Source organism: uncultured Streptomyces sp. (assembly GCF_947488945.1).
Classification (GTDB): domain Bacteria; phylum Actinomycetota; class Actinomycetes; order Streptomycetales; family Streptomycetaceae; genus Streptomyces.
This window is the reverse complement of the sequence record NZ_CANLBS010000010.1, coordinates 129,174-153,557: the sequence shown is the minus strand read 5'-3', so window position 1 is coordinate 153,557 and position 24,384 is coordinate 129,174. Positions and strand designations below refer to the sequence as shown.

The 24,384-nt window shown below is 73.2% G+C and carries 23 protein-coding genes; 16 read left to right on the top strand and 7 right to left on the bottom strand.

Annotation, left to right across the window (positions count from 1 at the left end; all coding sequences use genetic code 11):
- Positions 1 to 31: 31 nt before the first annotated feature.
- The 6 genes from Q0994_RS18130 to Q0994_RS18105 all read left to right on the top strand — a co-directional run bounded on the left by Q0994_RS18130 (position 32) and on the right by Q0994_RS18105 (position 4,627).
- Complete coding sequence (locus tag Q0994_RS18130; RefSeq protein WP_299535961.1) at positions 32 to 922, top strand: LLM class F420-dependent oxidoreductase; 891 nt, start codon at positions 32 to 34, stop codon at positions 920 to 922.
- A gap of 30 nt (positions 923 to 952) precedes the next feature.
- Positions 953 to 1,624 carry a formylglycine-generating enzyme family protein gene (locus Q0994_RS18125; RefSeq protein WP_299535959.1) on the top strand — a complete coding sequence of 224 codons (672 nt, stop codon included), beginning with the start codon at positions 953 to 955 and terminating at the stop codon, positions 1,622 to 1,624.
- A 224-nt stretch (positions 1,625 to 1,848) separates the two neighbouring features.
- Positions 1,849 to 2,397, top strand: a complete 549-nt coding sequence (locus Q0994_RS18120; RefSeq protein ID WP_299535957.1) for a TetR/AcrR family transcriptional regulator — start codon at positions 1,849 to 1,851, stop codon at positions 2,395 to 2,397.
- On the top strand, positions 2,394 to 2,768 hold the full coding sequence (locus Q0994_RS18115) for a multidrug efflux SMR transporter (RefSeq protein ID WP_299535955.1): 375 nt from the start codon (positions 2,394 to 2,396) through the stop codon (positions 2,766 to 2,768). Before Q0994_RS18120 ends, Q0994_RS18115 begins: the two co-directional genes overlap by 4 nt.
- Positions 2,765 to 3,094 carry a multidrug efflux SMR transporter gene (locus Q0994_RS18110; protein WP_299535953.1) on the top strand — a complete coding sequence of 110 codons (330 nt, stop codon included), beginning with the start codon at positions 2,765 to 2,767 and terminating at the stop codon, positions 3,092 to 3,094. The genes Q0994_RS18115 and Q0994_RS18110 overlap by 4 nt, the downstream gene beginning before the upstream one ends.
- A 126-nt stretch (positions 3,095 to 3,220) precedes the next feature.
- Positions 3,221 to 4,627: an APC family permease gene (locus Q0994_RS18105; RefSeq protein WP_299535951.1), complete on the top strand. Its 1,407-nt coding sequence runs from the start codon at positions 3,221 to 3,223 to the stop codon at positions 4,625 to 4,627.
- A gap of 196 nt (positions 4,628 to 4,823) precedes the next feature.
- Here Q0994_RS18105 and Q0994_RS18100 read toward each other — a convergent pair whose 3' ends face one another.
- Positions 4,824 to 6,671 carry a CASTOR/POLLUX-related putative ion channel gene (locus Q0994_RS18100; RefSeq protein WP_299535949.1) on the bottom strand — a complete coding sequence of 616 codons (1,848 nt, stop codon included), beginning with the start codon at positions 6,669 to 6,671 and terminating at the stop codon, positions 4,824 to 4,826.
- Positions 6,672 to 6,975: 304 nt separating this feature from the next.
- Complete coding sequence (locus Q0994_RS18095) at positions 6,976 to 7,530, bottom strand: DinB family protein (protein WP_299535947.1); 555 nt, start codon at positions 7,528 to 7,530, stop codon at positions 6,976 to 6,978.
- Between the two features lie 105 nt (positions 7,531 to 7,635).
- On the opposite strand from Q0994_RS18095, the gene Q0994_RS18090 reads away from it, so the two are divergent.
- Both Q0994_RS18090 and Q0994_RS18085 read left to right on the top strand, forming a co-directional pair.
- The gene (locus Q0994_RS18090; protein ID WP_299535944.1) at positions 7,636 to 8,595 is read left to right on the top strand and encodes a YafY family protein; all 960 of its coding nucleotides are present in this window, start codon (positions 7,636 to 7,638) and stop codon (positions 8,593 to 8,595) included.
- Positions 8,596 to 8,871: 276 nt separating this feature from the next.
- A complete protein-coding gene (locus Q0994_RS18085; protein WP_299535942.1) occupies positions 8,872 to 11,148 on the top strand; it encodes an FAD-dependent oxidoreductase in 2,277 nt (758 codons plus the stop codon).
- A 111-nt stretch (positions 11,149 to 11,259) separates the two neighbouring features.
- Here the strand turns inward: Q0994_RS18085 and Q0994_RS18080 are convergent, their stop codons facing one another.
- A complete protein-coding gene (locus Q0994_RS18080; protein WP_299535940.1) occupies positions 11,260 to 11,529 on the bottom strand; it encodes a GlsB/YeaQ/YmgE family stress response membrane protein in 270 nt (89 codons plus the stop codon).
- Positions 11,530 to 11,893: 364 nt separating this feature from the next.
- Positions 11,894 to 12,514, bottom strand: a complete 621-nt coding sequence (locus Q0994_RS18075; protein ID WP_299535938.1) for a TOPRIM nucleotidyl transferase/hydrolase domain-containing protein — start codon at positions 12,512 to 12,514, stop codon at positions 11,894 to 11,896.
- A 220-nt stretch (positions 12,515 to 12,734) separates the two neighbouring features.
- Here Q0994_RS18075 and Q0994_RS18070 point away from each other — a divergent pair, with 220 nt between their 5' ends.
- A complete protein-coding gene (locus Q0994_RS18070; RefSeq protein WP_299535935.1) occupies positions 12,735 to 14,000 on the top strand; it encodes a family 16 glycosylhydrolase in 1,266 nt (421 codons plus the stop codon).
- A gap of 122 nt (positions 14,001 to 14,122) precedes the next feature.
- On the opposite strand, the gene Q0994_RS18065 is transcribed toward Q0994_RS18070, so the two are convergent.
- Positions 14,123 to 14,254: a hypothetical protein gene (locus Q0994_RS18065; RefSeq protein WP_299535933.1), complete on the bottom strand. Its 132-nt coding sequence runs from the start codon at positions 14,252 to 14,254 to the stop codon at positions 14,123 to 14,125.
- 231 nt (positions 14,255 to 14,485) lie between these two features.
- On the opposite strand from Q0994_RS18065, the gene thpR reads away from it, so the two are divergent.
- From thpR to Q0994_RS18050, 3 genes are all read left to right on the top strand, one after another.
- Positions 14,486 to 15,154 carry an RNA 2',3'-cyclic phosphodiesterase gene (gene thpR / locus Q0994_RS18060; RefSeq protein ID WP_299535930.1) on the top strand — a complete coding sequence of 223 codons (669 nt, stop codon included), beginning with the start codon at positions 14,486 to 14,488 and terminating at the stop codon, positions 15,152 to 15,154.
- A gap of 213 nt (positions 15,155 to 15,367) precedes the next feature.
- On the top strand, positions 15,368 to 15,820 hold the full coding sequence (locus Q0994_RS18055) for an Rrf2 family transcriptional regulator (protein ID WP_299535928.1): 453 nt from the start codon (positions 15,368 to 15,370) through the stop codon (positions 15,818 to 15,820).
- Between the two features lie 67 nt (positions 15,821 to 15,887).
- A complete protein-coding gene (locus tag Q0994_RS18050) occupies positions 15,888 to 17,108 on the top strand; it encodes a globin domain-containing protein (protein WP_299535926.1) in 1,221 nt (406 codons plus the stop codon).
- 156 nt (positions 17,109 to 17,264) lie between these two features.
- On the opposite strand, the gene Q0994_RS18045 is transcribed toward Q0994_RS18050, so the two are convergent.
- On the bottom strand, positions 17,265 to 18,281 hold the full coding sequence (locus Q0994_RS18045; protein ID WP_299535924.1) for a zinc-dependent alcohol dehydrogenase family protein: 1,017 nt from the start codon (positions 18,279 to 18,281) through the stop codon (positions 17,265 to 17,267).
- Between the two features lie 215 nt (positions 18,282 to 18,496).
- Here Q0994_RS18045 and Q0994_RS18040 point away from each other — a divergent pair, with 215 nt between their 5' ends.
- The gene (locus Q0994_RS18040; protein WP_299535922.1) at positions 18,497 to 19,408 is read left to right on the top strand and encodes a helix-turn-helix transcriptional regulator; all 912 of its coding nucleotides are present in this window, start codon (positions 18,497 to 18,499) and stop codon (positions 19,406 to 19,408) included.
- 312 nt (positions 19,409 to 19,720) lie between these two features.
- On the opposite strand, the gene Q0994_RS18035 is transcribed toward Q0994_RS18040, so the two are convergent.
- On the bottom strand, positions 19,721 to 20,161 hold the full coding sequence (locus Q0994_RS18035) for a hypothetical protein (RefSeq protein WP_299535920.1): 441 nt from the start codon (positions 20,159 to 20,161) through the stop codon (positions 19,721 to 19,723).
- 243 nt (positions 20,162 to 20,404) lie between these two features.
- Between Q0994_RS18035 and Q0994_RS18030 the strand changes: the two genes are divergently transcribed.
- The 3 genes from Q0994_RS18030 to Q0994_RS18020 all read left to right on the top strand — a co-directional run bounded on the left by Q0994_RS18030 (position 20,405) and on the right by Q0994_RS18020 (position 24,300).
- Positions 20,405 to 20,665, top strand: a complete 261-nt coding sequence (locus Q0994_RS18030) for a hypothetical protein (protein ID WP_299535918.1) — start codon at positions 20,405 to 20,407, stop codon at positions 20,663 to 20,665.
- Between the two features lie 529 nt (positions 20,666 to 21,194).
- Entirely contained in the window at positions 21,195 to 23,423 is a 2,229-nt protein-coding gene (gene tkt, locus Q0994_RS18025) for a transketolase (RefSeq protein ID WP_299535916.1), read from the top strand.
- A 658-nt stretch (positions 23,424 to 24,081) separates the two neighbouring features.
- A complete protein-coding gene (locus Q0994_RS18020; RefSeq protein WP_299535914.1) occupies positions 24,082 to 24,300 on the top strand; it encodes an MbtH family protein in 219 nt (72 codons plus the stop codon).
- The last annotated feature ends 84 nt before the right edge of the window (positions 24,301 to 24,384 follow it).

Below are 24,384 nucleotides of genomic sequence, written 5' to 3'. Positions count from 1 at the left end.
ATAGTGGCCATCCTCATCCGTTGATCACCACATGACTACTGAGAAGCACGGGACCTTCGGACGGATCGGCATCTGGAGCGCCGCGCTGAGCGGCGCGCGGGCCGACGACGCGGGGAAGGCCGCCATCGCCGACGCGGTCGCCGAACTGGAGGAGCTCGGTTACGGCACGCTCTGGATCGGCGGCAACGCCTCGCCGGACGACGCGGCGGACATCGTTTCCGCCACCCGCCGCGTCACCGTGGCCACCGGCATCCTCTCCATCTGGGACCACACCGCCGAAGAGGTCGCGGCACGGTTCGCCGTCCTCGACACGGCGGCGCGCGAACGCCTCGTGCTCGGCCTGGGCGTCAGCCACGGCCCCATGGTGCCGCAGTACGCCAAGCCGTACAGCGCCATGGTGGGCTACCTCGACGCGCTCGACTCCGCCGTGCCGCCGGTCCCCGCCGACCGGCGGGTCCTCGCCGCGCTCGGCCCCAAGATGCTGAAGCTCGCCGCCGACCGGGCCGAGGGCGCACACCCCTACCTCGTGACCGTGGAGCACACCGCGGAGGCCCGCGCAGCCCTCGGGACCGGCCCGCTGCTCGCCCCGGAACTCACCGTGGTGCTCGACACCGACCTCGACCGGGCCCGCACCACCGCGCGGAACATGCTCACGATGTACCTGCGGCTGCCCAACTACACCGACAACCTGCTGCGCCTGGGCTTCGCCGAGTCCGACTTCGCGGGCGGCGGCAGCGACCGCCTGCTCGACGCCCTGTTCGCGCTCGGCGACACCGACAAGATCGTCGCCCGTACCCGCGCGTACCTCGACGCCGGCGCCGACCACGTGGCGCTCCAGGTGCTCACCGCCGAACAGGGCGGCGGCGGACACCCGTTGCCCGAGTGGCGCGAACTGGCCGCGGCGTTCGGGGACGTCCTGTAGCCCGGCCGGCCGGCCGGTAGTGTCCGCGTCGTGCAGACACGTACGGGAACCGAGACGCTGGCCGTCCCGCCGGGCAGTGTGACGCTGTCCGACCGGCGGACGAACCGCAGGTGGACCGTCGAGGTCGGGTCCTGTCTGCTCGGCGTGTACCCCGTCACCCAGGGCCTGTACGCACAGGTCACCGGCGGGCGGCCGAGCGCCGCGCACGGCGACGAGCTGCCCGTCGAGGGCGTCTCCTGGCAGGACGCGGTCGCGTTCTGCAACGCCCTGTCCGTCCGCGAGGGACTGAGGCCGGTGTACACGATCGGCGACGAGGACGACGTCCGCCGGGACACCGGCGCCGACGGCTACCGGTTGCCCACCGAGGCCGAGTGGGAGCACGCCTGCCGGGCCGGGACCACCGGACCGCACTACGGCCCGCTCGACGAGATCGCCTGGTACCGGGGGAACTCGGGGGAGCGCCCCCACGAGGTGGGCGGGCTCGCGCCCAACGCCTGGGGCTTCCACGACATGCTCGGCAATGTCTGGGACTGGTGCTGGGACGTGTACGACGCCGAGGTCTACGGCGCGTACCGGGTCCTGCGGGGCGGCGGCTGGTTCGACGAGCACTGGAGCTGCCGCGCGTCGGCGCGCCGCCGCAGCCACCCGTCCTACCGGGTGGACGACGTCGGGTTCCGTCTCGCGCGTTCCGTCACCGGCTGAGTCTCGTTCCGGCAGCGGCTGCACCGCGTTCCGCCACCTGCTGCACCGCCTTCCGTCACCTGCTGAACCGGCCCGGGACGACACAGGCGCCCGCCCACGTTGGGCGGGCGCCTGCGCCGTGTGGGCACCCCGCGGAACGTGCCGAACGTCCCGTACCTCGACGAGCTCGCCACCAGGGCGGAACTGCCTGCCTTGCTTTACCGTCCGGATGGTAAAGTAAAAACATGGTAACCAACGCGAAGCGACGCATTCTGGACGGGGCGCTCGATCTCCTGCGCGCCGACGGCGGCGGTTCGATCACCCTGGACGCGGCCGCCAAGCAGGTCGGGCTCACCAAGCCCGGCCTCATGTACCACTTCCCGACCAAGGAAGCGCTCATGAAGGCCGTCGTCGGCCACGTGGCCGACCAGTGGGAGGCGCTCATGGGCGAGTACCTCGGGGAACCCCTGGAAACCGCCCCCGCGCACCGCAGGATCAGCGCCTACGTCGAGGCCGCGCTCGCCGGCCGGTACGACAGCGCCGACTTCGCGATCTTCACCGAGGCCCTCTACCGAGACGACCTCACCGAGACCTGGGTGCGCCGCTTCGAGCCCTGGCTGACGCTCCCCGACGATCTGCCCGCCCAGGAGCGCGCCCGGCTCACCGCAGCCCGCCTGCTGGCCGACGGCTACTGGATGGCGGTCGCCACGCAGGTGTTCCCGCCCCCCGCCCGTGACCACGAGCGGCTCCTCGCGGTCGCCCGCGACCTGGTACGGGAAGGGGCGGCACCGTGAGGAAATGGCTCCTGCTGATGGCGGCGATCCTCCTGGAGGTCTGCGCCACCCTCGCGCTGCGCGCCGCCCTCGACGCACCGGCCTGGTACGTCCTGGTGGTGACCGGCTACATCGGCGCGTTCACCGCGCTCGCGCTGCTGCTCCGCCTCGGCATGGGCGTCGGCGTCGCCTACGGCATCTGGGGCGCGTCCGGTGTCGCCCTCACCGCCGTGCTCGCCACCGTGCTGTTCGGCGACCCGCTGACCGCGACGACCGGCCTCGGCATCGCCCTGGTCGTCGGCGGAGTGCTCTGTGTCGAACTCGGCTCGCACGGCGGAGTCGGACGCGAGAAGACCGCACTCGCCGCGGGCGGAGGGCCGGACCCCTCATGACCTGGCTCTTCCTGACCCTCGCGATCGTGGTCGAGGTGACCGCCACCCTGTCCCTGCGCATGGCGTCGCAGGGCTCCTCCGGCCGCGCCGCGTGGTACACGGTCGTGGGCATCGGCTACCCGGTCGCCTTCGTCCTGCTGGCCCTCGCCCTGGACCGGGGCATGCCGCTCGGCGTGGCGTACGGCATCTGGGCCGCGGCCGGCGTGGCGCTCACGACCCTCGTCTCACGGGTCCTGTTCGGCGAACCCCTGACCCGCGTCATGGGCTTCGGCATCGGCCTCATCGTCGCCGGCGTCCTGCTGATCGAACTCGGCGCGACCCACTGACGGACCCCGACGGTGGCGGTGGCCCGGCCGGGGCCCGGGGCGGATGCCGTCGGCCGGTGCCCCCGTACGGGGCACGCGGCGCGGCGGGAACCGGTGGCCCGGCGTTCGCGGGGTACGGGACATGGCGTGAAACGACTACGACCCGACGAGGCCACCCCGACCCAGGCGGCGCCGCCGCTCAAGAAGGCCCTGACCACGCCGCTGTTGTACTTCTTCATCCTCGGTGACGTGCTCGGCGCCGGCGTCTACGTCCTGGTGGGACAAGTCGCCGCCGAGTCGGGCGGAGCGGTGTGGGTGCCGCTGGGGGTGGCCCTCTGCCTGGCGCTGCTGACCGCCGCCTCCTACGCGGAACTCGTCACCAAGTACCCGCGCGCGGGCGGCGCCTCGCACTACGCCACCCTCGCGTTCGGACCCTTCGCCGGGTTCGTGGCCGGCTACTGCATGCTGGCTGCCGGCATCGTCTCGGTCGCCGCCCTCACCCGGGGCTTCGGCGGCGACTACCTCACCGAGTTCGTCACCCTCCCGGTGGCCGCCGTCTCGGTCGTCTTCCTCGCCGCGCTCGCCCTGCTGAACCTCCGGGGCATCAAGGAGTCGACACGGGCCAACGTGCTGGCCACGGTGATCGAGGTCGGCGGACTGCTCGTCGTCGTCGTTCTCGGTGCCTGGGTCATCCTCCGGGGCGACGGCGACCTCGACCGGCTGACGGACCTCGGAACACCCGAGAAGGGCGCGCTGTCGGCCGTACTGAGCGGCGCCGTGCTGGCCTACTACTCGTTCGTCGGCTTCGAGACCTCCGTCAACGTGGCCGAGGAGGCCCGCGACCCCCGCCGCTCCTATCCGCGCGCGCTGTTCGGCGCGCTGCTCACCGCCGGGGTGGTCTACGTGCTCGTCGGCGTCGCCGCCTCCGCCGTCGTGCCGACCGCGACCCTCGTCGAGTCCAGCGGTCCGCTGCTCGAAGTGGTCGACGCGGCCGGGGGCGTACCGACCACGCTCTTCAGCGCCATCGCCCTGGTCGCCGTGGCCAACGGAGCGCTGCTCACCGGCATCATGTCGTCCCGCCTCGCCTACGGCATGGCGCGCGACGGACTGCTCCCGGCCTTCCTCGGCCGGGTGCTCCCGGGGCGCCGCACCCCCTGGACGGCGATCGTCGTCACCACACTGCTGGCGCTGCTGCTGAGCCTCACCGGCGACGTCGCCGTGCTGGCGTCCACGCTCGTCCTGCTGCTGCTCGTGGTCTTCCTCCTGGTCAACACGGCCGTCCTCGTACTCCGCCGCGACCGCGTCGGCCACGACCACTTCCGCACCCCTACCGTCGTCCCCGTGCTCGGCGTGGCGTCCTGCGTCCTGCTCGCCACCCAGATCGAAGGCGAGGTGTGGGCGAGGGGACTGATCGTGCTGGCCGTCGGTGTCGTCCTCGGAATCGTGGCGGCGGCCCGCCGCCGCGCCGCGGGACACACGGGCGGCGCGGAGGACCGCGAGAGCCCGGTCCGCCGGGACGGGGACAGCGACGTGGGTGGGGACGGGACGGTCTGAGGAGGCGGGGCTTCGCGGTCCGTCGCGGGCCGCGCGGCCCGGCCTCCGGCCCGGGGACGGGCCGGGGACCAGGCGCGCTACGGAGCGGGGGGCGCCCGCAGGCTGTTCATTCAGCACCTTCCCGGCGGCCGACACGGGCAGCGCCTCCAGAAGCGCACTTCGCGCACCCGTTTGGTGCACGCGGAGGCGCCGCCGCTCAACCGTCGTGTGGCGGTGCGGGCTGTTCGATCACGATGACCTCGTCCCCCTCCGCCCAGCGTCGCACCTCGGCCTGGTCCGGGTTGATGAACATCCGCCGTTCGTCGCCCGGCCCGGCCGCGGCGGCGGTGCGGTACCCGATCGCGCAGGCGCCCTGCCGGCCCGCCGACGCCACCACGGTGGCGAAGGACGCCTCGCACCCGGCCCGCACGAAGTGCCGGGCGGCCCGGAGCCGGACGCTGTTGCCGGTCGCGGAGAACAACTCCTCGAACACGACGGCCAGATGGCCGTTCTGGGAGATCTGCGCCATCAGCAGGCCGAGGAGTCGGCCGCTGACGATGAAATCCGTGCCCGGTCCGACCGGCGCGATCACCCGGTTGCGGTCGTCCATCATCTCGGTCGCCACGAACAGCCCCCGCCCGGTGCGCTGTTCGACCGCCCGCAGCAGCAGGAGGGTGACCAGGGTCCGGTCGTCCGGCCCGTCGAGTCCCGGCCGCCGGTCCGGTCCGAGCACCATCACCGAGTCGTACGCGTCCACGTCCAGGGCGTCGATCGTCTCGTGCAGCGCGGGGTCGCCCGCCCGCAGGACCACCGGCAGGGTTCCGCCCGCCGCCGCGGCCGCCGCGGCCACGGCGGAACCGCGCCGCTGCCCGGTCACCACGTCGAGCACGGAGCCCGGCGCGGCGTGCAGGGCGAGTTGGGCGAGAACACGCGGCGCGCGACGGTTCCAGCCGAGCAGCAGGAGCCTGCGGGCACGCGGGGGAGCGGCGGGCAGCGACGTCATCACGGCCGCGTCGACGGACGGCGGTCCCGCGGCGAGCACCGTCGACGCGTCGTCCTCCGCGACGACCAGCAGACGGTCGCCGTCGCGGATCCGCGTCGCCCGGTTCGGATTCAGCAGCACCGCGCCGTCCGCCCGCACGACGCCGACCACGCATGAGGTGCGGTACGCGGTGAGCGCGTCCCGGAAGGGCCGCCCGGTCAGCGAGGGCTCGTCGACGGTGTGGAACTCGGCGCCGGCGAAGTCGAGCAGGTCCTGGTGGGCGTGCGAGAGTCCCGGCTGCTGCACGCACTGCGCCAGCAGCCGGGCCGTGAGGTCGTCCGTCTCCAGGACGGTCGAACGGGGACCTGCCGCGAGCCGTGCCGCCGCCAGATACCGGTCGTCGCGCACCGCCGCGACGACCGGCACGGGTTCGGCGCCGCCTGCCACGGCCCTCAGCGCCAACAGGACCTTCACGGTCTCGGCGTCCAGGGCCGGATCGTCCGGCGGCAGCACGATCACGGCCCGCGCCGTGTCCGGACCCACCCGGGCCAGTACGGCGGGGTCCGTGACGCGGCCGCTGCGGCAGATCAGCCGGGTCCGGAAGGCGTGGCCGACGACCGCGCGCAGTTCCTCCTCCATCTCCGTCTTGTCCCGGTCCGCGACCACGACCACGGTGCCTGCGGCCCGGTGGGCGAGCGCCGCGAGGAGTTCCTGGACCACGGTCGGCGTCTGCTCCGACCACCCCAGGACGATCGTGTGGCCGCTCTCCACCACGGCGGAGTGCCCGCGCCGCAGATCGATGAGCTTCTCGGTGAAACCGGTGGTGATCACGCTGATCACGGTCGAGACGTACAGCAGCGCGATCAGCGCCAGGAGCACGCTGAGGAGCACCCGTTGGGGCGGACCGACCTCCCCACCGAGCCGGAGCGTCTGCCCGGTGCTGCGCCAGACCGCGCCGATCTTCGCGCCCAGCGAGAGCGGAGCCCGGTCGTCCGTCCACACCAGCACGGCGCTCAAGGGGACCACGACGACGAGGCAGGCCAGAGCCAGCCAGCAGATGAGGGTGGAGGTGCCCCGCGCCACGGTCTTGTCGAACCAGTACCGGGCCCTGGCCCCCGGGTCGGGACGCCGCCGGCCGAACCGCCCCGGCAGCGGACCCCCGTCGTCACGGTTCCGCGCCCGGGGCCGCCCCCGCCTCTGCGCCCGTGCCGGTCCACCTGCCGCGCGCTGCCGCGGTACACGTGTGTCACATTCCTTACGCACGTCAGAAGCGTGCCGGGCCGACGCCCCCGGCGGGGCCCCATCCGCCGCCGTTCATCCCTTCGGGAGCCCCGTGCGCCGCGGGGCCCCCGCGGCGCACGGGGTCGCGACCCGCGACCCCGCCGGATCAGCCCATGCTCTTGGCGCCGTCCAGCGCCTCACGGACGATGTCCGCGTGGCCGGCGTGCTGCGCCGTCTCCGCCACGATGTGCAGGAACACCCGCCGCGCCGACCACCGGGCGTCGCCCTCGAACCACGGGGCCTTCGGCAGCGGGTGGGACACCCCGAGGTCGGGCAGCGAGGCGACGAGCCGGTCGGTGGCCCGCGCGACCTCGTCGTACGCGGCGAGCACGTCTTCCAGGGTGTCCTGCGGCAGCATCCGGAACTCGTCGGCGCGACGGGCGAAGTCCTCCTCCGTCATCCGGTCGAAGTCGCCCATCGCGGACGGTCCGTGCTGGACGAACTCGCTCCAGCCGCGCTCCACCGAGGTCACGTGTTTGATCAGGCCGCCCAGGCAGAGCTCGCTGACGGTGGTCCGCCGCCCGGCCTGCTCGTCGTCGAGGCCGCGGACGGTGAAGCGCAGGAAGTGCCGCTGCTTGCCCAGCGCCTCCAGCAGATCGGCTCGTTCGCCGTCCAGGGGCCGTGCGTCCGTGTTTCCCGTGGTCCCCGCGTCGACAGTCATGATCGTCTCCTCCGTCGTCCGTGTACGTCCGTGCCCTGCTTCACGTCCCACGATAGAAGTCGTAGCGGTCACTTTCCGTCCTCAATACGCGGCAGGATGGGTTTCATGGCGAACACGAGCACCCGGACGCTCCGACTGCTGTCCCTTCTGCAGACCCACCGCTACTGGCCCGGCGGTGAACTCGCCGACCGGCTCGGCGTGTCCGTGCGCACCCTGCGCCGGGACGTCGACCGGCTGCGGGAACTGGGCTATCCGGTCGACGCCCAGCGCGGCGTCGACGGCGGATACCAACTCGCGGCGGGCGCCGCACTCCCGCCGCTGGTGATCGACGACGAGGAGGCGGTCGCGCTGGCCGTCGGGCTCCAGGCCGCCGCCCAGGGCGCGGTGGAGGGGATCGCGGAGTCGTCGGTCCGGGCGCTGGCCAAGGTGGTGCAGGTGATGCCCGCCCGGCTGCGGCGCCGCGTCGAGGCGCTGCGGGCGATGACCGAGTCCGCCGAGTGGGGCGGAACCGGCGGAGCGGGGGAGGGCGTCGACCCGTCGGTGCTCACGGCCGTCGCGCTGGCCTGCCGGGACAACGAGCAGCTGCGGTTCTCGTACACCGCGGGCGGCGGCGGGGTCACCGAGCGGCAGGTGGAGCCGTACCGGCTGGTGCGGATGGGCCGCCGCTGGTACCTCGTCGCGTACGACCTCACCCGCTGCGACTGGCGCACCTTCCGGGCCGACCGGATGGGGCCGCCGACCGGGGGCGGCGTCCGGTTCCGGCCGCGCGACCTGCCCGCCGAGGACGCCGCCGCGTTCGTCCGCGGCCGGCTGGAGGACCTGCCGCGCCCGTACCGCGTGGAGGTCGAGGTAGGTGCTCCGCTCGCCCGGATACGTGAGCGGGTCGGCCGCTGGGCCGCGGTCGAGGAGGCCGGGGGAGAGGGCTGCCGGGTGACGATGACGGCGGACTCGCTGGACTGGCCGGTCATGGTGCTGAGCCTGGTCGACGCTCCCCTCCGGGTCGTCGGGCCGCCCGAACTGCGCGAACGGCTCCGCGAGGTCGGCCACCGCTTCGGCCACGCCTGAGCCCGCACGGCCGGGCCCGGGCCCGCCCCCAGGGGTGCCGGAGCCCCGCCTCCGGACCCGCACGGGCCCGCCCCCGAGGGCGCCCGGGCCTCGCGTGCCCCGTCCGTCACCGTGTCCGGGGCGATCGATCCAGCCCTACCGCCGCACCCGATTCCGCACGCGCTCTTTAATGATCCTCAATGAACGTGCATCATATGGATGTCAGTTTCAGTCAGTGAATGCGATGTGTTCGCGTCCCGTCCCTGTCGGAGCGGGACGCCTGAGGAGTCGTCGACCATGCGAGATGAACAGGCCGCGTACGAGATCGCCGTGATCGGCGGGGGACTGGCCGGCGTGTGCGCCGCCGTCGCCGCGGCCCGGCTCGGACGCCGCGTCGCCCTGGTGCACAACCGGCCCGTCCTGGGCGGGAACAGCAGCAGCGAGGTGCGGGTCTGGGTCTGCGGCGCCACCGCCCACGGTGTCCACCGCTGGGCCCGCGAGACCGGAATCATGGGCGAGCTCTACACCGAGAACCAGTACCGCAACCCTGAGGGGAACCCGTACTACTGGGACCAGGTCGTCCTCGACGCCGTACGCGCCGAACCCCTCATCGACCTCTACCTCAACACCGACGTCCGCGAGGTGGAGGCCGACGGGCCCGCCGACGACCGAACCGTCCGCTCCGTCACCGGCTGGATGATGGGCTCCGAACGCCGCATCACCTTCACCGCCGGCACCTTCCTCGACTGCACCGGCGACGGCCTGGTGGGACACCTCGCCGGAGCACGCAGCAGGATCGGGCGCGAGGCGGCGGACGAGTTCGGCGAGCCCTGGGCCCCCGAGGAGGCCGACGGCGCACTGCTCGGCTCGACCATCCTCTTCTACACCAAGGACGCCGGACGCCCCGTCAAGTTCGTCCCCCCGTCCTACGCCAAGGACCTCACCACCACCCCCATCCTCCGCAACCGGGTGCTGCGCACCGGCGACAACGGCTGCGACTACTGGTGGGTCGAGTGGGGCGGTGAGCTCGACACCGTCCACGACAACGAGCGCATCCGCGACGAGCTCCAGTCCGTGGTCATGGGCATCTGGGACCACATCAAGAACTCCGGCGAGTTCGACGCGGACCACCTCACCCTGGAGTGGGTGGGCAGCCTGCCCGGAAAGCGCGAGTACCGCCGCTTCATCGGCGACCACGTCCTCACCCAGCGGGACATCCTGGAGCAGACCCAGTTCCCCGACCGGGTCGCGTTCGGCGGCTGGTCGGTGGACCTCCACCCGGTGGCCGGGATGTACGCCGACGAGCCCGGAGCCCGCCAGCGGTACGCCGACGGCATCTTCCACATCCCGCTGCGCAGCCTGTACTCCGTCAACGTGAACAACCTGCTGTTCGCCGGCCGCAACATCTCCGCCACCCACATCGCCTTCGGCGCGACCCGCGTCATGGCCACCTGCGCGACCCTCGGTGAGGCGGCCGGCACCGCCGCCGCGCTGTGCGTCTCGGAGAAGCTCACTCCCCGCGAACTCGCCGCGGACCGCGCGGACCTGGTCTCCGCGACGCTGCTGCGGCAGGACGCATCCGTCGTCGGACTCGCCGTGCCCGACCCCGGCGACCTCGCGCCGAAGGCCCGCGCCTCCGCCTCCTCGCACCTCACCGCCCTCGGCGCACAGGCCGGTCCCGCCACCGGGGCCGAACCCTGTCCGCTCACCCGCGACCTGGGCCTGCTGCTCCCCGTCGATCCCGCGCTGGATACCCTGGACCTGCTGGTCAGGGCCGACGCGGAGACCGAGCTGACCGTGGAACTGTGGGCCACCGGCCTGCCGGAAAACGGCGTCCCCGTCAGCCTCACCACGACCCGGACCGTCGCGGTGCCGGCGGGCGGCCCCGACTGGGTCACCGTCCCCTTCGGCCACCGGCCGGGGGCACCGGAGAACGTCGTCGTGGTCGTCCGGGAGAACCCCGCCGCCGCGCTGTACCTGACGGACTCCAGGACCGACGGCGTACTCGCTCTGCGCCGTCGGGCGCACGGCGACGCCGCCGTCGACCACGACATCCCGGAGGAGGAGGGCCAGCTCGTCCTGGAATGGTCCGCCCGCGAACTGCGCCGCCGCAGCTTCTGCTTCCGCGCGAGCCCCGACACCGGCGCGTTCGCCCCGGCGAAGGCGGTGGACGGCTACCAACGCCCCTACGGCGGGCCGCACATGTGGGTCTCCGGGCCGCTCGCCGACGGACCCGCACACCTGCGGCTCGACTGGGACGAGCCCTGTCCGATCGGCGTCGTGCACCTGGTCTTCGACGACGACGTGGACGAGTACCTGAACAACCTGCACCGCCACCGCACCCCGTTCGAGGTCATGCCGGAACTGGTGAAGGACTACCGGGTACAGATCCTGGACGCCGAAGGCGAGTGGCACACCGTCGTCACCGAGCTCGGCAACCGCCGCCGTCACCGCGTCCACCGCGTCGGGGACGCGGACGCCCCGGTGCGCACCACCGCGTTGCGGATCCTCGCGGACGCCACCCACGGCGCCGACCGGGCCCACGTGATCGCGGTGCGCGCGTACCGCGACTGATGCGGGAACACGGCCCGCGGGCTCCCACCCGAAGGGCCCGCACACCGGAACGGCCCCCTCCCGCGGGAGGGGGCCGTTCCGGTGGAAACGTCGTGCCGGGGCGCGCCGCGGTCAGGCGTGACGACGGTTTCCGGTGATCACGCGGTACAGGACGAGAAGGATGATCGAACCGATGATGGCGGCGATCCAGGTGGAGAGGTCGAAGAAGCCGTCGATGGAGTCGACGCCGAAGATGACCTTGCCGAGCCAGCCGCCGAGGAGGCCGCCTGCGATGCCGATGAGCATCGTGATGATGACGCCGCCCGGGTCCTTGCCCGGCATGAGCGCCTTGGCGATGAAGCCGGCCAGCAGACCGATGAGTATCCAGGCGATGATGCCCATGTGCGTCTCCTACCTCGTGGTGTAAAGCCGGTGTGAATAAAGCCGGTGTCAAGACTCCGTGTTTACCGGTTCCGCGCTTTCAAACACGCCGTGTCCGAAAGTCCCGCACATCGGAGCCGGGAGCGGGGGCGGTCGGGGACCGAAGCGGTGGAGGCGTGCCCGGCGCGGCGAGCGGCCGGTGCCCGCTTCCCGGCGGCCCGGCCGGGTGTCTCCTGGCCCGGCGGGAAGTCCTCTGCGCCGCGTCGAAGGCGATCGAGTCGGACCCTTCGGTGGTCCGGTACGCAGACGAACCGACGGAGGTCCGGCCGGCGATCCGGGCGGCCGGGGCCCTGGGCCCCACCGACTGAGCCCCGGCGCGCGGCTCTCACAGCCGCGCGAACAGACCGTCCAGCGGAGCCGGTACGTCGTCGCGGCCGAGCGCCTCGACCAGCAGGCGGCCGTAACGGATCTTGCGGCCCTTGCGGGTGCCGAGGAACCGCCGCAACTGCTGCTCACGCGCGCGCCCTTGTTGCGCCGGCTGATGCAGGAAGGTCTGCCAGGGCCTCATTTCGCCCGCGGCGTCCACCACCTGTTCCGCACGCGCCGTGCCGAGCGCGCGGACGAACTCGTCCTCCAGGTCCGCCACGCACACGAAGACGTCCCCGACCGGCGCGCCCGCCCGCAGCAGTCCGCGGTCGTAGTAAGGCTGCTCCCGACGGTCACAGAGTCCGGTGAGCCGCAGCCCGAGACCGGGCGGGCCGAGGAGCGAGGCGTACCGGCCGACGTTCGTCGCCCCGCCCATCGGCACCACGCACACCCCTTCCGCGGCCAGGTCCCGGCCCCGCTTTTCGGCCAGCGTCTCCACGGCCGCGAGATCGCTCAAGCCCTCGACCAGCACCGCCGTCCGCACCCCCGCCCGCTCGGCCGCCTCGCTCGCCGGGCCCCCGGGACCGCCGGCCGCCCAGCGGGCGACCGCGTCCCGGAACGTCTGCCGTGTCTCCGCCATGGGGTGAGTCTGCACCCGGTCGGCATCGCCCGCGAGAAGGTCCGGACCAGTGTCTTGACGTCTCCTTGTGGAGTCCCTTAAATCAAGTAGTGAATTAACGGGGCGAGTTGCCCGCGCGCTCCGAGTGTCGTCCACGGCCCGGAGCGCGGGTCGCTCCGTTCCCATGGCTGTCATGTGCATGACCTAAACGCCGTGTCCTTCGCCCCCACCGAAAGACGTGATGACCGTGCGAGCACTCTCCACCCCCTTACCGCGCCGCTTCGCCCTGTGCGCCGTCGCCCTGCTCTGCTGGGTCGGCACGATGACCGCGGCCCCGGCGCACGCCGCTCCCGCCCCGGTGGCCGGCGCCGCCGCCGCGACGACCTTCGCCGACGAGTTCAACGGCGCCGCGGGATCGGCCGTCGACGGCGGCAAGTGGCAGACCGAGACCGGCGACAACGTCAGCAACCACGAGCGGCAGTACTACACGGCGGGCACCTCCAACGCCGCCCTCGACGGACAGGGCAACCTCGTCATCACCGCCCGCAAGGAGAACCCGGCCAACTACACCTGCTGGTACGGCCGGTGCGAGTACACCTCGGCCCGGCTCAACACCGCGGGCCGGTTCACCTCGACGTACGGTCACGTCGAGACGCGGATGAAGATTCCGCGCGGGCAGGGCATCTGGCCCGCGTTCTGGATGCTCGGCGACGACCTGGGAAGCGTCGGATGGCCCAACAGCGGTGAGATCGACATCATGGAGAACGTCGGCTTCGAACCCGGCACGGTCCACGGCACCATCCACGGTCCCGGCTACTCCGGTTCGGGCGGCATCGGCGCCGCGTACTCCCTGCCGTCCGGCCAGGCCTTCGCCGACGCCTTCCACACCTTCGCGGTGGACTGGGCACCCGACTCGATCACCTGGTCCGTCGACGGCAACGTCTACCAGCGGCGCACCCCGGCCGACCTGGGCGGCAGGAGCTGGGTCTTCAACAAGCCCTTCTTCGTCATCCTGAACCTGGCGGTCGGCGGCTACTGGCCCGGTGACCCCGACGCGAGCACCTCTTTCCCGCAGCAGCTCGTCGTCGACTACGTGCGCGTGACGACCGGGAACACCGCGACCGGCGGAACGATCACCGGCCTCGGCGGGAAGTGCGTGGACGTCGCCGGGGCCGCCACCGCCAACGGCACCGCGGTGCAGCTCTACGACTGCAACGGCACCGCCGCGCAGAAGTGGACCGCCGGGTCCGACGGCACGATCCGGGCGCTGGGCAAGTGCCTGGACGTCAAGGACGGCAGCACGGCCGACGGTGCCCAGCTCCAGCTCTGGGACTGCAACGGCACGGCCGCCCAGCGGTGGGCGGTCTCCGGGGCGCGCGACATCGTGGGCATCCAGGCCAACAAATGCATGGACGCCACCGGCAACAGCTCCGCGAACGGCACCCGGCTCCAGATCTGGACGTGTGCCGGCACCGCCAACCAGAAGTGGACGGTCAACGCGGCCTGAACCAGGCCCACGCCCACCGCCCGGACATCCCGGCGCCCGGGGGAGCGGGCCGCGATGTCCGGGCGGAAGGAATCCGGGGGGGGCGTCGGGTCCGGCACCGTCGCCCCCGGGGACCGGGCGGGTCAGTGGCGGTCGCCGTGACCCGCGTCGTGCCGGTCGTCCGGCGTCTTCGACACCTTGCCGAGGGTCGCGGTGACCGCGGGCTCCAGGTTCTTGAACTGCGAGGTGTACGGGCCGACCTTGATGCCCTTCACCCCGTTCAGGGCCGCGAGTTCCTGGAACGACGAGCGCCGCCCGGCGTGTCGCCCCGGGGGCGGGCCGCGCTCGCCCGGCGTGTCGCCACGCGGGCAGCCGGAGGACCGCCCCGGAGCCCACGCGCCGCCCGGCGCATCCGTTCGGTGAACCCGCCCGGCGGGCGTCCGGCCCGGCCGTGCCCCCGACCCCGGTCGTCGTTCCGCGCCATGGGATGCGGTACGAAGACCGGTGTGAACGAAGAGACCCGGCCCGCGACCGTTCGCGTGTTCATCGCCCTCGCCCCGCCCGACCACGCGAAGCGGGAACTGGCCCGCGCACTGCGCCCCAGCTACGACACGCACCCCGGCTTGCGGTGGAACCGCATCGAGGACTGGCACATCACCCTCGCCTTCCTCGGCCAGTTGGCGAGCGGCACGGTCCCGCTGCTGCGGGACCCACTCGCCGCCGTCGCGGCGGGCAGGATCTCGCCCCGGCTCGCGCTGCGCGGCGGCGGGACCTTCGACGACCGAGTGGTGTGGAGCGGGATCGACGGCGGACTCGACGCCCTGCACGCGCTGGCAGCCGACGTACGCGCCGCCGTCCGGGGCAGCGGAGTCACCTGCGAGGAGCGGCCCCTGCGTCCCCATCTGACTCTGGCCCGCGCCCGCAGGGGCGACCTCACCTCGGCCGGAGAGGTCGCCGCCGCCCTCGCCGGATTCACCGGCGTCCACTGGCCCGCCGCGCGGTTGCACCTGGTCGCCAGCACCCCGCTCCGCGCCCCCGGCCCCATCCGCTACCGAGACGTCGACGCCTGGCCGTTCGGCGACGACGCCCGCCTCGGCAGGACCACGAACGACGGTGCCACGGGCGGCGGTTCCCTGGGTGGGAGTACCACGGGCAAGGGGGCCGTGGGTGGGTGAGGAGCCACGGGCATGGGGCCACGGGCGGGGGAATCGGCCACGGCGCGCCGTGCGGCGGGACCGGAGACGCCTGGACCGGGCCGAACAAGACCGGGGGCGCCTGCACCGGGCCGGGCGGGACCGGAACCGACGGAGGTACGGGACACGAGGGCCCGTCGACCCGGAGCGAGGGGTAATCGGTATCCCATATTCGGGTTTTGCTAGGGTCGCGGCATGCGGCTGACCAGATTCACCGATATCGCCCTCCGCGCCGTGATGCGCCTGGCCGTCGCGGAGGCCGACGGGCCCGTTCCGACCACCCGTGACGTGGCCGAGACCATGTGGGTGCCCGCCACCCACATGGCCAAGGTCGTCGCCCGGCTGCAATGCCTCGGCGTGGTGGAGGCACGGCGTGGGCGCGGGGGCGGACTCGCGCTGACCGGGCTGGGCCGCAACGCCTCGGTCGGCTGGCTCGTGCGTGAACTCGAAGGCGGGGGAGAGGTGGTGGCCTGCGAGGGCGACACCCCCTGCCCGCTGCGCGGGGCATGCCGTCTGCGCGGGGCGCTGCGGAGTGCGCAGGAGGCGTTCTACGCGGCCCTCGACCCGCTCACCGTCGCCGACCTGGTGGCCTCGCCGACCGGACCGGTGCTCGTCGGGCTGACCGGCCGGGACCCGCGCACGGGCTGACGCGCCCTCACTCACGTCCTCGCTTCTTCCCGAAAACCTGAAGATCATCTACCGCTGAGGAATCGCCGTGCTGTCCGAGCAGTCCGTGCCCGTCGTCCGGGCCACCCTCCCCGCCGTGGGCGCCGCGATCGGAGAGATCGCCGACCGCTTCTACTCCCGGCTCTTCGTCGCGCACCCGGAACTGCTGCGAGACTTCTTCAACCGCGGCAACCAGGCCAACGGAGAGCAGCGCCGGGCGCTCGCCGGCTCCATCGCCGCCTTCGCGGGCATGCTGCTGGAGAGGCCCGACGAACGCCCGGACGCCATGCTCGGCCGCATAGCCGGTAAGCACGCATCCCTCGGCGTCACCCCCGAGCAGTACAAGGTCGTCCACCAGCACCTCTTCGCGGCCATCGTCGAAGTGCTCGGCGACGCCGTCACCCCGGAGGTCGCCGAAGCCTGGGACGAGGTGTACTGGCTGATGGCCGGCGCGCTCATCGCCGCCGAGGCCCGCCTGTACCAGCAGGCGGGCGTCCGTGAGGGCGAGGTGTGGCGCCCCATGGAGATCGTGTCCCGCACCCGGGAGACGGACGACGTCGTCTCGTTCGTCCTGCGCCCGGCCGACGGCCGGCCCGCCGCCGTGTTCCGGCCCGGCCAGTACGTCAGCGTCCAGGTCCGACTGCCCGACGGAGCCCGCCAGATACGCCAGTACAGCCTCTCCGGCGTGCCGGGCGAGGACTGGCGGATCAGCGTCAGGCGGGTGGACGGGACGGCCCCCGCACCCGACGGCGAGGTCTCGCGCCACCTGCACGCGCACGCGCGGCCCGGCGACGAGCTGACCGTCTCCCTCCCCTTCGGCGACCTGGTGCTCGACGACCGCGACGAGGGGCCGCTGCTCCTCGCCTCCGCCGGCATCGGGGGCACCCCCATGATGTCCCTGATCGGTCACCTGACCGCGAGCGGCCGGCCCCGCCCGGTCATCGTCGCCCACGCCGACCGCAGCCCCGCCGACCACGCCCACCGCGCGGAGCTCGGCCTGCTCGTCGGCAACAACCCGCATGCCGCCCTGCATCTCTGGTACGAGAACCACGGCCCGGTCGCGGAGCAGTCCGACGGCGACGGTGTGACCACGGCCGCCGGACGGATGGACCTCGCCTCGATCGACCTCCCGGAGGACCTGACCGTCTACCTGTGCGGCCCGCTGCCCTTCATGCGCGCGGTCCGCGGCGACCTGCTGCGCCGGGGCGTCCCCGCCGAGCGGATCCACTACGAGGTGTTCGGCCCCGACCTCTGGTTCGGTCAGCAGTGACCACCCGGTTCCGCGCCGGGGACGGAGAAGGGCTCCGGAGCGTCGGCTCCGGGGCCAGCGACGACGGCCGGAGCCGAACGGGGTGCGCAGGGCTCCTGCCCGGTGGCCCGGGCACCGGCCGAGGCCGGGCCCGGCTCCGTCATCGGCCGGACGGCGTCAGGGCTTGAGCAGGGCCTTGATCGCGCGGCGTTCGTCCATGGCCCGGTAGCCCTCGGCCACCTGGTCGAGGGGCAGGGTGAGGTCGAAGACCCTGCCCGGGTCGATGCGGCCCGACAGCACGCGCTCGACGAGGTCGGGGAGGTAGCGGCGCACGGGGGCGGGACCGCCGCGCAGGCCGACGTGGGAGAAGAACAGCTCGTCGCCGTCGACGGCGACGTCGTGGGGGACGCCGACGAAGCCGACGTTGCCGCCGGGCCGGGCGGAGTGCAGCGCCTGCCGCATGGCCTCCGCGGTGCCGACGCACTCCAGGACACTGTCGGCGCCGATGCCGCCGGTGAGGTCCTTGATCCGGGCGATGCCCTCGTCGCCACGCTCGGTGACGATGTCGGTGGCACCGAACTCCAGGGCGAGCTTCTGACGGGAGGCATGGCGGCTCATCGCGATGATCCGGTCCGCGCCCCTCTCCCTGGCCGCGATCACGGCGGACAGGCCGACCGCACCGTCGCCGACGACCACGGCGGTCGAACCGGGCTGCACCTCGGCGGCGTCGGCGGCCCACCAACCGGTGCCCATGACGTCGGAGACGGCCAGCAGGCTCGGCCAGAACTCCTCGCCCGGAACCTCGTCGGTGGCGACGAGGGTACCCTCGGCGTTCGGGACGCGGATGTAGTCGGCCTGGCAGGTCGACATGAACTCGCGGTGCAGGCAGTTCGACTGGAAGCCGTTCGAACAGTTCGCACAGGTGTTGTCCGAGGTCGCGAACGAGCCGACGACGAACTGCCCCGGCTTCACCGAGGTGACCCCGCTGCCGACCTCCTCGACGAAACCGACGTACTCGTGCCCCATCGGGTGGGGGGCTCCGATCGGCTCCAGACCGCGCCAGGGCCACAGGTCCGAGCCGCAGACGCAGGAGACGGCGGTGCGGATGACCGCGTCGGTCGGGTGGAGGATCTTCGGGTCGTCCAGCGTCTCGAATCGGACGTCGCCGGGGGCGTGGATCACTGCGCCGCGCATGAGGGTTCCTTACGTGCTGGGGGTTTCGCCGGCCCGGCGCGGGCGGCGGAAGAGCGGCCCGCGCCGGGAGCGGGCTCCGCCCGTGCCGCACTCGGGCCGGGCGGAAAGCACCACGTCATCCAGGTAACCGCGCTTCGCGGAGGGCAACCAGTCACCGCCGATGGGTGTACCCGCAGTGCACCCCTCCCGCGGCGGACCGCGCGTACTGTCGAAGGGTGGACAACCAGCAAGAGGTCCGCGAGTTCCTCACCTCGCGACGGGCCAAGATCACTCCCGAGCGGGCCGGCCTGCCCTCCGGTACCCGGCGGCGCGTCCCCGGCCTGCGCCGCAGCGAGGTCGCCGCCCTCGCCGACATGAGCGTCGAGTACTACGCCAAACTCGAACGCGGCAACCTCGCCGGCGCCTCCCCGGCCGTCCTCGAAGCGGTCGCCCGAGCCCTGAGGCTCGACGACGCCGAACGCGCCCACCTGCTGCACCTGGCCCAGGCCGCCGACGGCTCCGACGTCCTCACCCGCCCGCGCCGCCGCCGCACCGCCCGGCAGTGGACGCCCCACCCCAGCCTGCAGTGGACCCTGGACGCGATCACCGCCGGACCCGCCTTCGTCCGCAACGGCCGCATGGACGTGCTCGCCGTCAACCCGCTGGGCCGCGCCTTCTACAGCGACGTCTACGCCGCCCCCGCCAACCAGGAGAACCTTGCCCGGTTCACCTTCCTCGACCCGGCCTCCCGCCGCTTCTACCCCGACTGGGACCTCGCCGCCGACATCACCGTGGCGATCCTGCGCACCGAAGCGGGGCGCAACCCGCACGACAAGGAACTGCACGACCTCGTGGGCGAACTCTCCACCCGCGACGACGAGTTCCGCACCCGCTGGGGCGCCCACAACGTCCGCCAGCACGGCACCGGCACCAAGCGCTTCACCCACGCCGCCGTCGGTGGGTTGACCCTCGCCTACGAAGGGCTGGAGATGGCTGCGGAGCCCGGCCTCACCCTCACCGTCTACGCGGCCGAGCCGGGCTCGCCCTCCGAAGAGGGCCTGCGGCTGCTCGCCTCCTGGGCCGCGACACAGGAGGCCGCGATCCCCGAGCGGGAGACCTCCGCCAGGCCGGGCCCGTCGGCCGGCTGACCGTCCGGCCCGTCGGCGGTCCTCTCCCGGCCGGAGCCGACCCCGCCCCGGCTTGTCGCTCGACCGGGCGCACCTCCTGCGTCCTGTGTTCGACGCTGACCGCGCACGGAGCGCGGAGCCCAGCGGTTCGCAGGGGTACGGCGGGGAGTCGAGGAAGACTGGGGCGATCCCCCGGCGCACCGCCCGGATCCGGGGCGGTGTGGAGTCGGGTCACCGGCACGGCACGGCAGCACAGCGCCGCCCGCGCGGGTCGGCGGGCCACTGCCGGCGCCCGGCCGGGGACCCCAAGCGCGGGCGGGCCGGCGGCTTCGGTCACCGGCCGGCGCGCACACGCAGCGCCAGAGCCCCGGCCAGCGCGAGCCCGGTCGCGCCCAGCAGCAGGAGTGCGGTCCGCGAGCGGGACGCGGCGGGTGCCCCGGCCTCCGTACGGTCCTCGCAGCGCCCTTCGACGGACAGTACGCCTCCGTCGCTGCCCACCGAGGCGAGCGAGCCCGAGGACAGCACCGACCAGACGGAGCCCGCGGACAGGGCGGAGCCGATCGAACCCGCCGACAGGGCGCTGCCGATGGAACCGGCGGACAGGGCGCTGCCGATGGAGCCTGCGGACAGCGCGCTCCCGACGGATCCGACGGACAGGACGCTGCCGACCGAGCCGATCGACAGGACGGACCCCACCGAGCCGATGGACAGGAAGGAGTTCTTCGACCAGAGGGAGAGCGTGGAACCGTGGGCGCGGGCCGGGGAGTGTGTCATCCGGTCATTGTGGTGGGGGATCCGTGCCCCGGCCAGGGGGCGGTCCCGCGTATCCGGCCGGACACGCGGGCACCCGGGCCGGGGCAGGCGGCCCGTCAGCGGCGGGGTCGCGGTGGCCCACGGCGGGGAGGCGGCGGCGTTTCCCTGCCGCTGACGGTCGCGGGGGCGTTCCGCCCGCCGGGCTCCGCAGCGTACGTCGATGGCCTGCGGGCCGATCCTCACGGGTGGGCGGCACTGTGTCGCTTGAGCGGACCGCTGTACGCCGAACTCGGCGCGCTCAACGCCACACCGCCTCCGGATGTGGTGGCAGACCAGGCAGATCGAGTCGACCTCATCATCGGTCGGCGCAATCGCGGAGCGGCCCCCTACGGAACGGCGTTCGACCAGGCGCGGCAGCGCATCGCGCGCGCCGAAGCACACGGACTCCCCGACCAGGTCCACCTGGCCCACATCCAGGCGCCGGCAGATCTGGGGCGCCTGCTCGACGAACTGGCCGTCACCTGACGGGTACCCGTGCCGGCGCGACGCTCTCCACCGAGTGCCGCAGGCTACCTGCCGCGCTATGGCAGACACGTTCGATCGCGCCACTGCGGCGAAGGGGGGACAGCTCCGGGGCATGCGCGTCCGGCACGGTGCATCCGCCCGCCCGCCCACCGTGCCGACAGCCGGAATCCCGCCACAAGCGACCACCGCGCCCTCGTGCTGATGCGTCATCCGGGGGCCTCCCGCGGGACCTCGCGCTGAACTCCGGCCGTCCCACCCGCCCTGAAGATCACCGGCCTCGGCCCGGTGGACGTGGTGGGACGGGAGCGGGTGACGGCGGTCTCCGGCTGGGACGCCCCCGCGGCGGGCCGCCCGCCGCCCGCGGACGTCGCTGGGCGGTCGAGCCGGGCCGCCCGCCGCCCGCGGACGCCGCTGGGCCGTCCGGTCGATCCGGGCCGTCCGCGGCGCCCGATCCGGGGAAGGGGTACCGGAAGCGGGCCGGCCACGGGGCCGCCCCTCCCGGAATCCCGGCGGCACGAAGGAGTGGACGATGGCGGAGCAGAGTCCGAAGGCGCGGGACGGCGCACCCGGCAGGAGCACGGAACTCGCCCTGCCCGTGGCGGAGCGGGCCGGCTGGGACGAGGTCGACGTACGGGCGGTGGACACCGTCCGGCTGCTCGCCGCCGACGCGGTCCAGAAGGCGGGCAACGGCCACCCGGGGACCGCGATGAGCCTTGCGCCGCTGGCGTACCTGCTGTTCCAGAACGTGATGCGGCACGACCCGGCCGACGACCAGTGGCTCGGCCGGGACCGGTTCGTACTGTCCTGCGGCCACTCCAGCCTCACCCTGTACATCCAGCTCTACCTGTCCGGCTACGGCCTGGAGCTCTCGGACCTGGAGGCGTACCGGACCTGGGGCTCGGCCACCCCCGGGCACCCCGAGTACCGGCACACCCGAGGGGTGGAGATCACCACCGGGCCGCTCGGCCAGGGACTGGCGGCCGCGGTGGGCATGGCCATGGCGGCCCGCCGCGAACGCGGCCTGCTCGACCCCGACGCCCCGGCGGGCCGGAGCCCGTTCGACCACCATGTGTACGTCATCGCCTCGGACGGCGACATGATGGAAGGCGTCACCGCGGAGGCGTCCTCCCTCGCCGGACACCAGGAACTCGGCGACCTCGTGGTGTTCTACGACGCCAACCAGATCTCCATCGAGGACGACACCGACGTCTCCTTCAGCGAGGACGTGGCCGCCCGCTACGCCGCCTACGGCTGGCACGTGCAGCACGTCGACTGGCGCGACGGCGACGCCTACGTCGAGGACGTCGACGCCCTGCTCACCGCGATCGAGGCGGCGAAGAGCGAGCGGGGGCGCCCCTCCCTGATCGTGCTGCGCACGCTGATCGGCTGGCCCGCGCCGACCAAGCGGAACACCGGCAAGGCCCACGGCTCCGCCCTCGGGGAGGAGGAGGTCGCCGCCACCAAGGAACTGCTCGGCTTCGACCCGTCCCGCCACTTCGCCGTCGAGGACGAGGTGCTGCGCCGGGCCCGCGGAGCCGGTGAGCGCGGAGCGGCGGCCCGCGCCCGCTGGCAGGACGACTTCGCCGCCTGGCGCACCGCCCACCCCGAACGGGCCGCCCTGCTCGACCGGCTGCTGCGCCGGCGGCTGCCGGAGGGATGGACCGACGCGCTGCCGGAGTTCCCCGCCGACGACAAGGGCATGGCCACCCGCAAGGCGTCCGGCCAGGTGCTGGCCGCCCTCGCCCCGGTGCTGCCGGAGCTCTGGGGCGGATCGGCCGACCTCGCCGAGAGCAACAACACCACCATGGAGGGCGTGGACTCCTTCCTGCCCGCCGACCGGCAGACCCGGATGTGGAAGGGCGGACCGTACGGCCGGACCCTGCACTTCGGGATCCGGGAGCACGCCATGGGCGCCGTCCTCAACGGCATCGCCCTGCAGAGCCTCACCCGGCCCTACGGCGGCACGTTCCTGACGTTCTCCGACTACATGCGCCCCGCAGTCCGGCTGGCCGCCCTGATGGAACTGCCGGCCGTCTACGTCTGGACGCACGACTCCATCGGCCTGGGGGAGGACGGGCCCACCCACCAGCCCGTCGAACACCTCGCGGCGCTGCGCGCGATCCCCGGCCTCGACGTCGTACGCCCCGGCGACGCGAACGAGACCGCCGTCTGCTGGCGCACCGTGCTGGAGCACACCGACCGCCCCGCCGGCCTGATCCTGACCCGGCAGAACCTCCCCGTCCTCGACCGGACCCCCGGCTCCGGCCACGCTCCCGCGGCCCTGGCGTCCCGCGGCGGCTACGTCCTCACCGACCGCGGTCCGGGCGCAGTGCCCGACGTCGTGCTGATCGCCACCGGGTCGGAGGTGCAGATCGCGCTGGACGCCTGCGCCCTGCTGGTGGAGGAGGACCGCACGGTCCGGGTGGTGTCGATGCCCTGCCGCGAATGGTTCGCCGCCCAGCCGGCCGCTTACCAGGACGAGGTGCTGCCGCCCGCGGTCCGCGCCCGGGTGAGCGTGGAAGCCGCCGTCGGGCAGGGCTGGCGCGAGATCGTCGGAGACGCGGGGCGCGTCGTCAGCCTCGAACACTACGGAGCGTCGGCCGACTACCAGCGGCTCTACACCGAGTTCGGCATCACCGCGGAGGCCGTCGCCCGAGCCGCCCGCGACAGCGTCGAGGACGCCGCGGCCCCGCCCCGGCCCGGTGGCGTGCAGCATACCTCCGCGCCCACGGCGGGCGGGACCGCCGACCGCCCCTGACGACGTGCCATGCGGCCGGGCACCCCCGCATCCGGGACCTGCCCGGCCGTTCGCGCGCCCGCCCGAAGGCCGGGCGGACCCGTCGGGGAACCCGCCGGGCGGTCGCCGGAGAACCCGGCGGGAGGGGCTCCGCCGCGCGGACCGCGAGGTGGGGAAGGACGCGCCGCGGTCGGTAGGCGGATTCTCGGTGGTGAGCGGGGCGTGCACCCGGCGCATGGGGGCTCAATCGGCCCACTGAATTGCGCTGGCGCGCGCGCACATTATCCGAAATCGTGTGGTCAATTTTAACTGAAACGGACATGTCGGACGTTGAGTGGCGCGTTGTCGTCGCACGATTTCGATTGGCATATGTCCGGGGCGCAGCGATTTTCAGCCGCCGGGATGCGTGACGATAAGCAAGAACATGAAGGTGTGCCATAGCGCGTCGCTCTTCCTCTAATGTGATTGGCGTGAACGCAAGGAGTGCGGACGGCCGTTGCGCGATTGCCGGCGGTGGCCGGCCGTCGGGACACAGGAGGAATGACCGTTTCCCGTGGCGCGAGTGCGACGCGGGGAGCGGAGGGTTCCGCGAGGTGTCCGCGGACGCCGGACAATGCCGCGCGCCGCAGAGAGAGTTCGAACATTTCGTGTACATGGGGAGAATGGTGGGGGAGAGGCCGTGACCAATCCTTTCGACGACGAGGCCGGTCGGTTTCTGGCGCTGGTGAACGACGAGGGGCAGTACTCGTTGTGGCCCGCGCGCATCGACGTTCCGGGTGGCTGGAGGACCGTCGGCCCCGAGGGGTCGCGCCAGGAGTGTCTGGATCTGATTGAGGGCGTCTGGACCGACATGCGGCCCGCCGGCCTGGTACGGGCGATGGAGGCGGAGCCCCGCTAGGCGGGCGGTCTCTCCGAGACCGGTAGGCCGGCAGGGGGCCGGGACGGATTTCCGGCCCCCGGGCTGATCGATTCTGTCACGCTC